We start from the raw sequence: 14,409 nt of genomic DNA, 5'->3' as shown, positions 1-14,409 counted from the left end.
CCCGCATGGCGATGTCTTACTTGCGGGTTTCGAGCAGCTTATCGACGTTTTCGCTCGTCACCGGGGTCCAGGGCACATTGTAGTTCTTCTCCTTGCCGTCCTTGAACGGCATGTCCGGATACTGGGCCCAGATGTCGGATTCCGGCTTGTAGCTGCCCTTCTTGGCGTTGAAGATGGCGAGATCCATCGCGCCCTGGGCCTGTGCCCTCGCATCCTGGAGGATGGAGGTCATCGTGCCGTCCTTGACGGCATGCAGCGCGTCGGTGATGCCGTCTATGCCGGCGATGGCGAAATCCTTGACGTTCAGCTTGGCCGCCTTGATCGCCTCGATCGCGCCGAGCGCCATTTCGTCATTCTGGCCGATGACGCCGTTGATCTGGCCCGGATGCGACGTCAGCCAGTTTTCCATCAGCGTCTGCGCCTCGGCACGCGACCAGTTGGCCGTCTGGTCCTCGATGATCTTGACATCGGGGCATTCGGCGAGCGCCTTCTTATTGCCTTCGAGCCGCGAAATCTGCGCCGACTGGCCGATCGGCCCTTCGAGGATGACGACGTTGCCCTTGCAGCCGATCTTGTCGAGAACGGTCTTGGCTTCCATGTAGCCGGAGATCGTGTCGTCCGAGCCGACATAGGCCGACAAGAGGTCGGAATTGACGCGCGTGTTCGAGCCGACGACCGGAATGCCGGCATCGGTGGCGGCCTGCACGGCGGTCGCGCCGGCCTCGATGTCGATCGGCACGAAGATGATTGCGTCGAATTTCTGCGTGATCATCGTGTTGAACTGCTCCTGCTGGACCAGGGCATCATAGCGGCCGTCGAAGACCGTCAGCTCGACCTCGCCGCTCTTGACGGCGGGATGTTCCTTGAGTGCTGCCGACCAGATCTGCATGAATTCGGCGTTGAGGCCGTAGGGCGCTGCCCCGATCTTGAGTTTCTTGTCCTGCGCGAGCGCCGGCGAGGCCAGAAGCGCGGTCGCGGCGGCAAGGGCGATCAATAGTTTCTTCATTATCGTTCTCCTCCTTTGAGATTTCCGGTCGCCACGACGGCGCACGGCAGGGTTTCGGGTGCGGCACACCCGAATGGCAATGGATGCGGTGAGCGTTTCAGGCGCCCTGATTACGCTTCTGGTCGAGCATGACGGCGCCGACGATCAGGGCGCCCTTCAGAACCTGCTGGTAGTAGGATTGGATGCCCATCAGGTCCAAGCCGTTGTTCATGACGCCGATGATGAGCGCGCCGATAAGGGTTCCTGTCACCCGGCCGACACCGCCCGAAAGGCTGGTGCCGCCGATCACCACGGCGGCGATCGCGTCGAGCTCATAGGCGATGCCGGCCTGCGGCAGGGCGGACCCGGTGCGCGCCGACAGGATCATGCCGGCAAGCCCCGAAAGCCCGCCCGATATGACGTAGACGGAGAAGCGCAGCCGGCTGACATTGATGCCAGACGTATTGGCGGCGTGCGGGTTGCCGCCGACCGCATAGATGTAGCGGCCGAAGCGTGTTCGGTTGAGCACCCACCACGAGACGAGAAAGACGATCGCCAGCAGCACGACCGGCATCGGGATACCGAGGATATCGCCGGTGCCGATAAAGCGGAATGCCGGCGTCAGGGCGGGAACCGGCTTGCCGCCGCCATAGATCAGCGTCAATCCGCGCGCCGCCGACAGCATGCCGAGCGTGGCCACGAATGCTGGCACGGCGAAACGCGACACGATGAGGCCCACCACCGCGCCGCAGGCAATGCCGACCAATAGCCCGACGGGAAGCGCGATGAGTGGCGAATAGGGCGCACCGGCAATGCCCGCCGTCGCCGACGATGTCGCGAAACTGGCGGCGACGATGCCGGCAAGGGCGACCACCGACCCGACAGAAAGATCGATGCCGCGCGTCAGGATGACGAAGGTCATGCCGATCGCCAGAACGCCGTTGATCGAGGTCTGCAGCAGGACGTTCGATATGTTGCCCGGCGTCAGGAAATATTCGTTGGAAAAGGACAGGATGACGGACAGCAGCAGGAAGGCGAGGAAGATGCCGTATTCCTGGATGATCAGCCTGCGCCGGTCCGAACCAAGCCAGGTGCCGGGCGAATTGTTTTCTGTGGTGGACACTTGCATTCCCTTTCTCTGCCGGACGTCGTGCTGCTTGCCTGTCCGCTAGGTGGACAGGTGAACGAGCGACTGCGCGTCCGTCTCCTCCCTGCGATAGATCCCGACGGAGCGGCCCTGGCGCATGACCAGGATGCGGTCGGACATGCCGAGGACCTCGTCGATCTCCGACGAAATCATGACGACCGTCCCGCCTTCGGCGGCGAAATCGCAGATGATGCGATAGATTTCACGTTTGGCGCCGACATCGACTCCGCGGGTCGGCTCGTCGAGCAGCAGCACCTTCGGCTTGCGCAGGAACCATTTGCCGAGCACCACCTTCTGCTGGTTGCCGCCCGAAAGCCCCGACACCGCCATCGAATCCCGCGCGGCCTTGATGCCGAAACGCCGGATCATCTCCTGGCTGGCGGCGGCCTCCCCGTCGCGGTCCATCGCAAAGCGCGGGCTCATCTCGGGCAGACTTGCCAGGCAGATATTGTTGCGCACGCTGTCGGAAAGGTTGAGGCCCGTGAGCTTGCGGTCCTCGGTGACGAAGGCAAGCCCATGCGCCATGGCGTCGGCCGGCCTGGCGACGCGGATCGCCTGTCCCTCCAGCTTGACGCTGCCCGCCGACGGGCGGTCCAGCCCGAAAAGGCAATTGAAGATCTCGGTGCGGCCGGACCCCATCAGGCCGTAAATGCCGAGGATCTCGCCCTTGCGCACGCTGAAGGAGACATCCTCGATCTTTGCCGGCGCCGTCAGGCCCTGGACCTCGAAGCCGGTGATATCAGTCGGCCTATTGGTCTTGATATATTCCTCGCCAAGCTCGCGACCGACGATCATGCGGATGAGTTCGGGCCTGTCGATATCGGCAAGGCCGCCGCTGCCGACATAGCTTCCGTCGCGGAAAACCGTGTAGGAATCGGCGATCTGGAAAATCTCCGACAGCCGGTGGGAGACATAGACGATGCCCTTTCCCGCGGCCTTCAGGCGCTCGATCGTGGCGAACAGGTGCTGGGCTTCCTTTTCGCCGATGGCCGAAGTCGGCTCGTCCATGAAGATGACTTCGGCATCATGGCTGAGCGCCTTGGCGATCTCGACGAGCTGCACCTGGGCAACGGAAAGATTCATCATGAACTGGCTTGCGCGGATGTCGAAGCCGAGCCCGTCCAGGAGCGCCTGAGCGTTGCGGTTCATCGTCTTGAAGTCGATCCCGCCGAAACGCGCCGCCGGCTCGCGGCCGAGATAGATGTTCTCGGCGACCGACATATGCGGGATCGGGCTCAGCTCCTGCTCGATGATCGCGATGCCGGCGGCCAATGCCTGCGCGGGCGTCGAATAGACCACCTCCTGCCCGCGGCGGCGAATGGAGCCGCCATCGCGCGCATGGATGCCCATGAGGATCTTGAGGAAGGTGGACTTGCCGGCGCCGTTGCCGCCGCACAGCGCATGCACCGAACCGGCATGCAGCTGCAGGCGGCCGTCGCGTAGCGCGGCCACGCCGCCAAAGGACTTCTGAAGCCCCTCCACTTCCAGCAGGAATTCCACGTTCTTTCCTCCCTCCTCATCTCGCGATGAGGTCATTCAACGCCACCAGTTGTCCTCCGGGCGCCGATGTTGACAATATTCGGAGATGAATCGACAAATGTCAACAATGCATTGAAAACATAAATCGCGAGCGCGTCTCGACAGCCCGAATGCCGCTGTCGCCAGGGCTGCGGTCGCGACGGAACGTGGCGGGCAATCGGCCCGGAAACGATGGTCTTGTGGTGAGAATGAGGGGAACTGGGACCGCCCGGCTGGCGGATCATCCTTTGGCGGGCCTCAAGTCTCGGATGCTTTCTGAGCGTGCTGAGCCCAGCGATCCATTGACGCCATGGATTGCGGGCCGCGATATAAACTGGTTTGGTCGCCGCGACGACGACCTCTTCCAGCAACGGAATTATCAAACCATGCACAGACCCGTGAATTCGCTCTTCCCCGGTTTCGAGGATAGCCGCATCGTGACCGCCGAGGCGGAACTGGCCCTATTGGCCGGCGGTCGCGGGCCGGCGATCCTGCTGCTGCATGGCTATCCGGAAACGCGATCCACCTGGCATCGCATCGCGCCGGTTCTCGCCGCCTCCCATCGGGTGATCGTTCCAGATCTGCCCGGCTATGGCGACAGCCTTCTCCTCGGCGACACGCATGGCGCGGGCTCCAAGCGCCGCATGGCAAGATGCCTGCATGAGATGATGAAGGCCCTCGGGCATGACCGCTACGTCGTGATCGGCCATGACCGCGGCGGCCGTGTCGCCTACCGCATGGCGCTCGACTATCCGGAAGCGGTCGCAGCGCTGGTTTCGGTGACGGTGGTGCCGACGCCGGAAATGTGGGAGGGCGCCAACAAGGCCTTCGGCATGGGCGCATGGCACTGGTTCATGATGGCGCAGCCGGCGCCGCTGCCGGAGAAACTCATGGCGGCAGACCCGCGCTTCCTGATCGATCTGACCCTCGACAAGATGGCGATCGGCATCGACAAGCTTCACCCGCTGGCACTGGAGGACTATCGGGCGGCCTTCGACAGACCGGAGGTGCGGCACGCCATGTGCGAGGACTACAGGGCCGGCGCCACGATTGACGATGCCGACGATCGTGCCGACCGCGCATCGGGCCGGAAAATCCGCGCCCCCGTCCTTGTCCTGTGGGAAGAAGGGCGGCTGTATGGCGGCGGCCGCGAGCCGATGAACATATGGGCCGACTGGGCGGACGATATCCAGGGCATCGGCATCGGTGGCGGCCACCTGCTGCCCGAAACCGCTGCCGACGAGGTTCTGGCCGCTCTCCTGCCCTTCCTGAAGAAGACCGCCGATGACGCGCGATGACGATGCGGGCGCTTCCGCCGGGCCGCCGGCCACCGAAACCCTGCTCAGCCTGCGGCAAATCGAGGTGTTCCATGCCGTGATGCAGGCGCGCTCGATCACCGGCGCCTCCAAGGTTCTGAATATTTCCCAGCCGGCCCTCAGCCGCACCATCCGCCGCATCGAGGATCTGCTCGGCATCGCCCTCTTCGCGAGGGACCGCAACGGCCTGGTGCCGACCTCCGAGGCATTGGAGATCCATGCGGAAATCGATCCGCTGATCCGGCAGCTGGCTGGCGTCGGCACCCAGATCGGCCGCATCGCCCGTGGCGAGACAGCCGTTTTCCGCACCGGCTCGACGGCGAGCGTCGCTCGCGCGCTGGTGCCGCAGGCGCTGCGCACGCTCTCGGTCGAAGTGCCGGGGATCGAACTTTTCTTCGATGTCCTGCCCGTCGACCAGATCGAGGACTATCTGATCGCCGGCCGCGGCGAAGCGATCGTCACACTCGCGTCGCCGGATCATCCGTTGATCGCGGTGGAGCATGTCGGGCGCGTCGATCTGGTCGCGGTCATCCCCAAGGATCACCCGCTCGCCCGTCAGGCCCTGATCCACGCCACCGATCTTGCCGGCGCCGACTTCATCGCCTTCGCGCCGGGCGGCGTGCACCAGAACGCTGTCGACGGCTTTCTCGGACGCGCAAGGGTCAAGGTCACCACGCGCGCCGTCGCACGCTTTTCCGATACCGCGCTCGCGCTGGCCAACGAGGCGATGGGCATCGTCCTCGTCGATCGCCTGACGACTCTCGGCCCCATGGGAAGCAATCTCGTCGTCAGGCCGATCGAGAATGCCCCGAAGTTCCAGGTCTCGGTCCTCTGGAATCGCCGGCGGCCGCATTCGGCCAATCTGCGCAAGCTGATCGAGATTCTCTCCCGCAGATTGGCGCATTTACCCCCTCTGGTTTGAAGCCTCGCCCGGTAATGTCCCGGAGGTTGCCGAACCATGCCTTTACGGCATGGGAGACGTAATCATTGTTGGTTGTCTTCCACCGCCACCGATGGCAAAGAGGAGCCGAAACGCCGCAGGGCATCACCCATGGGAGGAGACACCGGATGAGCCTGATCTTGAACCGTCGCCAGGCGCTTGCCGGCATGGGCGCCCTCGGCGCCGCCGCTGCCTTCGGCATGCCCGCACGCGCGGCAACCCGCAATCTCGCCGTTCTGCATCTCGCGAGCCATGCGCCGAGCTTCATTGCTTATGAGCGCGGCTACTACAAGGAAGCCGGGCTCGATATCGAGCTGAAATTCTTCGAAGCCGCCCAGCCGATGGCGGTTGCGATTGCGTCCGGTGACGCCGATTTCGGCGTCACCGCGATGAGCGGCGGCCTGATCAGCCTGGCGCAGAAGGATGCGATCAAGGTGATCGGCGGGGCGCTGACCGAGGAGAAGGGCACCGTCGGCGCCATCATCCTCGCCTCGAACAAGGCTTACGACGCCGGCCTGACCGACCCGTCCAAGCTCGCCGGCAAGAGCTTCGGCATCACCACCGCCGGCTCCTCCTTCCATTTCATGATCCACAAGATTGCGCAGGCCAACAACATCAAGCTCTCCGATATCCAGCTTCGCCCGCTGCAGAAGCTCGGCGCCATCGTCGGTGCGCTGACCACCGGCCAGATCGATGCCTGGGCGATCCAGCCGAACGTCGCCAAGCAGATGCTGCGCGAAGGGGCCGCCAAGCAGATCGGCCTGGTCTCCGACTACGCGCCGAACTATCAGGTGACGACCGCCTTCACCTCCACGAAGAACGCCAAGAGCGAACGGGAGCTGACGACCGCCTTCATCAAGGCCTATTCCAAAGCGATCGCCGACTACAATGCCGCCTTCGTCGACAAGACCGCCAACGATGCCGCGCGCGACGATCTCGCCAAGATCGTCCACAAATATGTCGAAAGCGACAGTCCCTTCGAGACCGCCAAACAGAACCTGATCGACGGCGCCATGCGCATCAACAACGGGTTGGCGCTCTCGCTCGACAGCTGCGTCGAACAGCTCGAATGGTTCAAATCCGAAGGCATGGTCAAGGACGCGATCACTAACGAGCAGCTCTTCGACACGTCCTACGTCAAGACGATCTGACCGCTTGCGGCCGAATGCGGGGGCCTTCGGGGTCTTCGCCTGGAGGACTCATGGACCTGAAACTCAAAAATGTCGACCACCGTTACGGCGCGGTCGAGGTCCTCAAGGACATTTCGCTCGACATACCGCAAGGTCAGATCGTCTGTCTGATCGGACCGTCGGGATGCGGCAAGTCCACCTTGCTGCGCTTCCTCGGCGGCCTTGAGCGCCCGTCCTCGGGCGAGGTCCTGCAGATCGGCGATCCGCCCAAGGGTTCGCTCAATCCGCTCACCTACGTCTTCCAGCATTTCGCATTGCTGCCGTGGCGCACGGTCGAGGGCAACATCAAGCTGGTGTTGGAGGATCACGGCCTCGGCAGAGGCGAGATGGACGAGATCGTGACCGACGTTCTTGAACGCACGCGCCTTTCCGAATTCCGTCATGCGCTCCCCAAGCAGCTCTCCGGCGGCATGCGCCAGCGCGTCGCGATCAGCCGGGCGCTAGCCGTGCGCCCCGCTGTCATGCTCATGGACGAGCCGCTCTCGGCGCTCGACAGCCAGACCCGCGAACTGCTGATGGACGACCTGATCTCGCTCTGGACCCGACAGCCCTTCACCTCGGTCTACGTCACCCACAACCTCAACGAAGCCGTCCGGCTGGGCCATCGTGTCGTCGTCCTGTCCCGTCGCCCCGGCCGCATTCGCGAGATCGTCGATATCGACATGCCCTTGTCGGAGCGACATCTGGCCGATCCGGTGCTGGAGGAAAAGCAGACCCAGCTTTGGGAGCTGATGCGCGAGGAGGCCATGGCCGCCGACAAGGAGCTGGTCAATGTCTGACGCTACCGCATTCCCGACGACAACGGCAATCTCCGAGGACGCCAGGACCGCTGCACCGGTCCGCGCCGTGCCCTTCCGCGGCGGCGGCTTTGCCCCGAGGCCGGTGCGCGGCGTGGCGATCGCGGTCTTCATTGTCCTCATCGCCCTTGCCGAGATCGGCACGCGCGCCGGTGTCATCTCGAACCTGACGCTGCCGCGTCCCTCGGCGGTGCTCGAGACCTTCATGCAGCTCTGGCGGACCGGCCTGTTATGGCAACACCTGCTGCCTTCGCTGCAACGGCTTTTCATCGGCGCCGCCCTCGGCATCTCCGCCGGTATCTCGATCGGCGTCTGCATCGGCCTGTTCAGCTATGTCCGGGCCGGGCTCGTGCCCTTGGTCGCCGCCTTGTTTCCGATCCCGAAGATCGCGCTGCTGCCGCTCTTCGTCATCTGGTTCGGGATCGACGAGACCTCGAAATATGCCCTGATCGCCTTCGGGACCTTCACGCCGACGGTCGTCGCCACCTACGGCGCCGTCGACAATGTCGACCGATCGCTGATCCGCATGGGTCAGAGCTTCGGACTGAGCTGGTGGTCGATCGTGCGCAAGATCGTCCTGCCGGGCGCCTTTCCCGCCATTCTCTCCGGCCTTCGGGTCTCGATCTCGATTGCGATCATCCTGCTGGTCGCGGCGGAAATGCTCGGTGCGCAATTCGGCGTCGGCGCCTATATTCTCGAGGCCGGCTCGCTCTACGACCTCGAAAAACTGTTCACCGGCGTCGCCATATTGTCGATCATGGGCCTGATCGTGAATTTCGTCATCGGGCTGATCGAACGGCGCTTCCTGAACTGGCGCGGATAGCGTCCGCGTCCCATCCCCGGAGACATAAACATGCTGGCACTGCAAAAGACCCGGCCCGGCGCCGGCGTGGAATTTCGCGTCCTCGACGAACCGGCTCCCCCTCCCGCCGGCGAAGTCCTGATCCGCGTCCACTGTGCCGGCATCTGCGGCACGGATCTGCATATCGCCGAATGGACGCCGGGCTATGAAGCCATGGAAAGCGCCATGCCGGTCACTCTCGGGCACGAGCTCTCCGGCCATATCGAGAAGGTCGGGCCGGATCTCGACGAGAGCCTGATCGGAACCCGCGTGACGGTGCGACCCTCCATCACCTGCGGACAATGTGCCGCCTGCCTGGCGGATGACGACGACAATTGTACCGGACGCAAGGGCATCGGCATCGGCCGCAACGGCGCCTTCGCAGCCCTGGTCAGCGTTCCCCACGCCAACTGCCACAAATTGCCCGACAGCCTCGCCATGGACGTGGCGGCGCTGACCGAGCCGATGACCGTCTGCGCCGAAGCCGTTGCCACCGCCGAGATCCGCGCCTGCCAGACAGTGCTGGTCATCGGACCGGGCTTTATCGGCCAGGGGATTGCCGTTCTGGCGCGGGAAAAGGGCGCAAGGGTCGTAGTCGTCGGGCGGGACGACGAGCCGCGGCTTGCGGCCTTGCGCACCATCGGTTTCGAACATCTGATCGATACGCGCGACACGACCCTCGAGCAGGCGGTTGCGCCCCTCGCCCCCTTCGACGCGATCATCGAGGCGGCAGGCGTGCCGGCGCTGGTCAATGCGACGCTGCCCTTCCTGAAGAAGCGGGGACTGTTCACCATCGTCGGCATCCATCCACGGCCCGCCGAAATCGACCTGACACGCCTGGTGCGGATGCATCAGCAGATCCGCGGCTCCTATCGCGCGCCGGCGGAGAACTGGGACGACGTCATCGCCTTTCTCGATGCGCATCAGGAGATGATGCGCGCGCTGATTTCCCACCGTCTGCCGCTTGGCGACGCACTCTTGGGCTTCAAAGCCGCCCATGACCGCACCGCTTCCAAGGTGATCCTTCAAATCGAGGGACAGCCATGAACAGCGCTTTCCTTGCCCTGTGGAACGACTATCCCGCCGCCATGACCGAGGAATACGAAGCCTGGCACACGTTCGAGCATGTGCCGGAGCGGCTGACGGCGCCGGGCCTGCGCGCCGCACGGCGCTACGGCGGCGGCGCGGAGGGCGAACAGCGTTATTTCACCCTGTACGAGCTGCAGGATCTCACCGCCGTCGAGCATCCGGCCTATATGGATCTCGTCCGCAACCCCAGTGTCTGGTCGCAGAAGATGCGGCGACATTTTTCGAACGTGCTCCGAATTCCCGCAAGCACTGTCGCCGCCGGCGGCCACGGCATCGGCAGCCACGCACTCATACAGGCCTATTCCGTCGACAGAAGCCGGGCACCGGCCGGGATTTCCGGCCTGGACAAGGCCCTGCGGAACATGGTGTCGGACGCCCGCATCCTGGGTTTCCGGATCGGCCGCGCCGAACCAAACCAGCTCTATGAAGTCTTCACCCAGGATGATGAGACGGACGCGGATACGTTCAACATCGTGTTGATCATCGAGGCAACGTCCCGGCGGAGGCTGGCAGTCAGCCGCCCGGCCATATCCGGCATGGCACAGGACATGCTCCAGCCGCGCAAATGCCTGCGCGACAATCTCTTCGATCTGCTGGTCGCCTATCAGGACGGCGAATTTCCGTCCGATCGCTCGCAAGTGACGGCCAGCAAGACACTCAGGCTGCAATTCGACGGCATGGACCCGTAAACCGCGGCCGGACGATATTGCGGGGATCAGGCGCCGTTTTCGCGGATGCGCGTGAAGGCGGCCAGCACCGTGCGCTCGGACCGCGCCAGATAGGCTTCGAGCGCCGCCGCCGCCGCCGCCGGTCTTCCGGCTTCGAGCTCGGCCAGAATAGCCGCGTTCTGGTCGACATAGGGCGCGTGCAGGAATTCCGGATCGTCCAGCAATCCGAAACACAGACGAAGCTCGGCGGCGATCTGGGTATAGAAAGCACTCAGGCGCGTGCTGTCGGCAAGATCGACGATGGCGGCATGGAAGGCCATGTTGGCGCTGCCGACACTGCGCCAGTCTCCGGATGCGCTGCGCTCCAATGCCGTGTCGACGGCGCGGCGCATGCGGGCGACGGCCGGATGTTTCGGATGCGCCTGTTCCAGCGCGCGGCACTCGATGATCCGCCGCATCCTGTAGATGTCGATGATCGAGGCCATGTCGGGCGTGGCGACGAAGACACCGCGATTGGGTTCATGCCGAAGCAACCCATCCTTGGTGAGCAGCCGGAAAGCCTCCCGCAGCGAATTGCGCGAGACCTGGAGCTCCGCGCAGAGCGCGGGCTCGGACAGGCGCTGACCGGGCTGAAATTCGCCGGCGATCAGCTTGTCGCGAATCTCGTCCGCCAGGCGCGGCACGAGCGCCGTGGTCATTTCCCGTGACGTCATAAAATTTCCTTCGAACCATTCGGCGCGGCAGCACCGATGGCGCATCGATAGCCTGCTTCACGGACCTTGGGAACTGGTCCCGCCACGGCCGGCAAGCGCGCCCCACGGATATTCGCGTGCAAAAGCGCCGGAAACTGCCCGGCTCGGCGGCATCCCATGCCTATTCGGATCGCATCATGCCCATGGATTGCACAGATTGGTAGAACGATATCATAAAATCGTTGAACGATCTTGACAGAATTGTGAAACGCGGCGACGCTGCCCTCGTAAACCGGCCCGAACGGCCCGGGATGACGCAAGCGATCAACGGAGATGCCTTATGGAGCAGCATTCACTTTCATCGAGCAGCGCCGCCCCGGCCGCTGATACCCCCTCTGCCGGCACGCCGGTGCAATCACGCCGCGCCGCCCTGACGGCAGCCATCCTGCTGATGGCGATGTCGGCGGTCGGCCCCGGCTTCATCACCCAGACGGCCACCTTCACCGTCAAGCTCGGGGCCGCCTTCGCCTTCGGCATCCTCGCGTCGATCGTCATCGACTTCGTCGTGCAGGCCAACATCTGGCGCATTGTCACGGTCACCCGCATGCGCGCCTCGGATATCGCCAATGCCGCCATTCCCGGCTCCGGCTATCTTCTCGCCGTGCTGGTGATGGTCGGCGGCCTGTTCTTCAACATCGGCAACATCGCCGGCGCCGGCCTCGGCACCAATGCGATGCTCGATCTGGACCCGAAGATCGGCGGTTCGATCGCCGCCCTTGCCGCCGTCGCCATCTTCCTGTCGCGACGGGCCGGCATCGCCATGGACCGCGTCGTCCTGGTCGCCGGCATCGTCAAGCTCGTCCTCGTCGTCTATGTCGCCATCGTCGCTGGTCCGCCGGTCGCGGAAGCCCTGCACCAGACGGTGATGCCCGATACCATCGATTTCGCCACGATCACCACGATCGTCGGCGGCACGGTCGGCGGCTACATCACCTATGCCGGCGCCCATCGCCTGCTCGACAAGGGAATGGTCGGCATCGAGAACCTCCAGGCCGTCAACCGCGCCGCCCTGACCGGCATCGCGGTGACCGGCGTGATGCGCTACATCCTGTTCCTCGCCGTGCTCGGCGTCGTGGCAAGCGGTGTCGTCATCGACATCTCCGGCAAGTCGGCAAACCCCGCCGCCCAGGCCTTCCAGGCAGCATCCGGCCAGATCGGCCTGCGTCTCTTCGGCGCCGTCCTGCTTGCCTCGGCGATGACCAGCATCATCGGCGCCGCCTATACCTCCGTCTCGTTCCTGACGGCCTTCAAGAAGGACATCAGCGAGCGCAGCCGCAACCTGGCGACCGTCGGCTTCATCGCCGTGTCGCTGATCGGCTTCGTCATCATGAAGACGACGCCCGCCGCCATGCTGGTCTTCGTCGGCGGCCTGAACGGCCTGGTCCTGCCGATCGGCCTTTCCATCTTCATGTATGCGGCCTGGGCGCGCAGCGATCTCATGGGCGGTTACCGCTATCCGCGCTGGCTGCTGGTTCTCGGCATACTGACTTGCGCGCTCACCTGGTACATGGGTTACAAGTCGATCAACCCGATCTTCGCATTCCTGAGCATGTAAGGGAGGACATTTCCATGGCTTCGATCGATCTCAACAGCGACCTCGGCGAAAGCTACGGCGCCTGGAGCATGGGCGACGATACGGCGATGCTCGCCGTCGCCTCCAGCGCCAACATCGCCTGCGGCTTCCATGCCGGCGACCCCGTCGGTATCCTGAGGACCGTACGCTCCGCCATCGAGCAGGGCGTTTCGATCGGAGCCCATGTCTCCTATCCCGACCGCGTCGGCTTCGGCCGGCGCGACATGGATGTCGCCAGCGCCGAGCTCGTCGCCGACGTCATCTATCAGATCGGCGCCCTGAAGGGCATCGCGGCGGCCGCCGGCGGACATGTCGGCTATGTCAAGCCGCATGGCGCGCTCTACAACCGCATCGCCCACGATCCGCGCCAGGGCAAGGATGTTGTCGATGCAATCAAGGCGATCGATCCCTCGCTGGTGCTGATGGGCCTGGCCAATGCGCCGATCCTCGATCTCGCCAGAAAAGCGGGCCTTGCCGTGGTGGCAGAAGCCTTTGCCGATCGGGCCTATACGCCGGACGGGCAACTGGTCTCCCGCCGCGAACCGGGCGCCGTCCTCCACGATCCGGAGGTGATCGCCGACCGCATGCTGCAGCTTGTCCGCGAAGGAACGTTGCAGGCCATCGACGGCTCGACCATCCGGCTCGAAGCGCAGTCGATCTGCGTGCATGGCGACAGCCCCGGCGCCGTTGCCATCGCCCAGCAAATCCGCCGCCGCTTCGAGGCCGAGGGTATCCTCGTCCAATCCTTCCTCTCCGCCTGAACGCGGCCGACAGGAGACCGACATGATCGCCACGGACCGCCTTCGCCACGTCGATACGCAACCGGCCCGCGCCGCAAGGCAGCGCTACCGGGATGGCGCCATCGAGCCGACCTCCGGCATCGCGCCGGGCTTCACCCAGGCCAATCTGATCGTCCTGCCGCGCGACTGGGCCTTCGATTTCCTGCTCTATGCGCAGCGCAATCCGAAGCCCTGCCCGGTGCTCGACGTCTCCGATCCCGGCTCTCCCAGCACGATCCTGGCACCCGGCGCCGATCTGCGCACCGACCTGCCGCTCTACCGCATCTGGCGCGACGGCAAGCTCGCGGAGGAGACGCCTGACGCGAGCAAGGCCTGGGCGGAATATCCCGATCTCGTCGCCTTCCTGATCGGCTGCAGCTTCACCTTCGAAACACCGATGGTCGAAGCGGGCATCGAGATTCGCCACATGACGGACAAATCGAACGTGCCGATGTATCTGACCGACCGGCCCTGCCGCCCCGCCGGCCGGCTCAAGGGCAACATGGTCGTCTCGATGCGGCCGATCCCCGCGTCCCGCGTTGCCGATGCCGCAACCATTTCCGGCCGCTTCCCGGCCGTCCATGGCTCGCCCGTACATGTCGGCGCGCCGGAGCTGATCGGCATCAAGGACGTCTCCAGGCCGGATTTCGGCGATGCCGTGCGCATCGAGCCCGGCGAGGTGCCGGTGTTCTGGGCTTGCGGGGTGACGCCGCAGGCCGCCGTCATGGCATCGGGCGTACCTTTCGCCATCACCCACGCGCCGGGACATATGTTCGTCACCGATGTTCCCGATTCCGCCTATCATGTCTGAGGC

At 64.4% G+C, this 14,409-nt stretch carries 15 protein-coding genes; 10 read left to right on the top strand and 5 right to left on the bottom strand.

What is annotated here, in order from left to right:
* Positions 1-16: 16 nt before the first annotated feature.
* From FHX11_RS16350 to FHX11_RS16335, 4 genes are all read right to left on the bottom strand, one after another.
* Complete coding sequence (locus FHX11_RS16350) at positions 17-1,006, bottom strand: substrate-binding domain-containing protein (RefSeq protein WP_184358685.1); 990 nt, start codon at positions 1,004-1,006, stop codon at positions 17-19.
* Positions 1,007-1,103: 97 nt separating this feature from the next.
* The gene (locus tag FHX11_RS16345) at positions 1,104-2,108 is read right to left on the bottom strand and encodes an ABC transporter permease (protein ID WP_184358684.1); all 1,005 of its coding nucleotides are present in this window, start codon (positions 2,106-2,108) and stop codon (positions 1,104-1,106) included.
* A 45-nt stretch (positions 2,109-2,153) separates the two neighbouring features.
* The gene (locus tag FHX11_RS16340; RefSeq protein ID WP_184358776.1) at positions 2,154-3,632 is read right to left on the bottom strand and encodes a sugar ABC transporter ATP-binding protein; all 1,479 of its coding nucleotides are present in this window, start codon (positions 3,630-3,632) and stop codon (positions 2,154-2,156) included.
* A gap of 32 nt (positions 3,633-3,664) precedes the next feature.
* Positions 3,665-4,021 (bottom strand): hypothetical protein, encoded by a 357-nt coding sequence (locus FHX11_RS16335; protein WP_184358683.1) that lies wholly within the window; start codon positions 4,019-4,021, stop codon positions 3,665-3,667.
* 15 nt (positions 4,022-4,036) lie between these two features.
* Between FHX11_RS16335 and FHX11_RS16330 the strand changes: the two genes are divergently transcribed.
* The 7 genes from FHX11_RS16330 to FHX11_RS16300 all read left to right on the top strand — a co-directional run bounded on the left by FHX11_RS16330 (position 4,037) and on the right by FHX11_RS16300 (position 10,512).
* Positions 4,037-4,948 (top strand): alpha/beta hydrolase, encoded by a 912-nt coding sequence (locus FHX11_RS16330; protein ID WP_184358682.1) that lies wholly within the window; start codon positions 4,037-4,039, stop codon positions 4,946-4,948.
* Entirely contained in the window at positions 4,935-5,888 is a 954-nt protein-coding gene (locus FHX11_RS16325; RefSeq protein ID WP_184358681.1) for a LysR family transcriptional regulator, read from the top strand. The genes FHX11_RS16330 and FHX11_RS16325 overlap by 14 nt, the downstream gene beginning before the upstream one ends.
* Before the next feature lie 146 nt (positions 5,889-6,034).
* The gene (locus FHX11_RS16320; RefSeq protein ID WP_184358680.1) at positions 6,035-7,057 is read left to right on the top strand and encodes an ABC transporter substrate-binding protein; all 1,023 of its coding nucleotides are present in this window, start codon (positions 6,035-6,037) and stop codon (positions 7,055-7,057) included.
* A gap of 50 nt (positions 7,058-7,107) precedes the next feature.
* Positions 7,108-7,875, top strand: coding sequence for an ABC transporter ATP-binding protein (locus FHX11_RS16315; protein ID WP_184358679.1), 768 nt, complete (start codon positions 7,108-7,110; stop codon positions 7,873-7,875).
* Positions 7,868-8,716, top strand: coding sequence for an ABC transporter permease (locus FHX11_RS16310; protein ID WP_184358678.1), 849 nt, complete (start codon positions 7,868-7,870; stop codon positions 8,714-8,716). The genes FHX11_RS16315 and FHX11_RS16310 overlap by 8 nt, the downstream gene beginning before the upstream one ends.
* A gap of 30 nt (positions 8,717-8,746) precedes the next feature.
* Positions 8,747-9,781 carry an alcohol dehydrogenase catalytic domain-containing protein gene (locus FHX11_RS16305; protein WP_184358677.1) on the top strand — a complete coding sequence of 345 codons (1,035 nt, stop codon included), beginning with the start codon at positions 8,747-8,749 and terminating at the stop codon, positions 9,779-9,781.
* Positions 9,778-10,512 (top strand): hypothetical protein, encoded by a 735-nt coding sequence (locus FHX11_RS16300; protein WP_184358676.1) that lies wholly within the window; start codon positions 9,778-9,780, stop codon positions 10,510-10,512. The genes FHX11_RS16305 and FHX11_RS16300 overlap by 4 nt, the downstream gene beginning before the upstream one ends.
* Positions 10,513-10,538: 26 nt before the next feature.
* On the opposite strand, the gene FHX11_RS16295 is transcribed toward FHX11_RS16300, so the two are convergent.
* Positions 10,539-11,204, bottom strand: coding sequence for a GntR family transcriptional regulator (locus tag FHX11_RS16295; protein ID WP_184358675.1), 666 nt, complete (start codon positions 11,202-11,204; stop codon positions 10,539-10,541).
* 319 nt (positions 11,205-11,523) lie between these two features.
* Between FHX11_RS16295 and FHX11_RS16290 the strand changes: the two genes are divergently transcribed.
* Genes FHX11_RS16290 through FHX11_RS16280 form a run of 3 tightly spaced genes read left to right on the top strand, consistent with a single transcriptional unit; the run spans position 11,524 to position 14,406 of the window.
* Entirely contained in the window at positions 11,524-12,798 is a 1,275-nt protein-coding gene (locus FHX11_RS16290; protein WP_184358674.1) for an NRAMP family divalent metal transporter, read from the top strand.
* Between the two features lie 14 nt (positions 12,799-12,812).
* Complete coding sequence (locus FHX11_RS16285; RefSeq protein WP_184358673.1) at positions 12,813-13,577, top strand: 5-oxoprolinase subunit PxpA; 765 nt, start codon at positions 12,813-12,815, stop codon at positions 13,575-13,577.
* 22 nt (positions 13,578-13,599) lie between these two features.
* The gene (locus FHX11_RS16280) at positions 13,600-14,406 is read left to right on the top strand and encodes a putative hydro-lyase (RefSeq protein WP_184358672.1); all 807 of its coding nucleotides are present in this window, start codon (positions 13,600-13,602) and stop codon (positions 14,404-14,406) included.
* The last annotated feature ends 3 nt before the right edge of the window (positions 14,407-14,409 follow it).

The sequence above is a fragment of the Rhizobium sp. BK602 genome (assembly GCF_014195095.1).
GTDB lineage: Bacteria > Pseudomonadota > Alphaproteobacteria > Rhizobiales > Rhizobiaceae > Rhizobium.
Note: the sequence above shows the minus strand (reverse complement) of the source record. Positions and strands in the feature narration are given on the sequence as shown.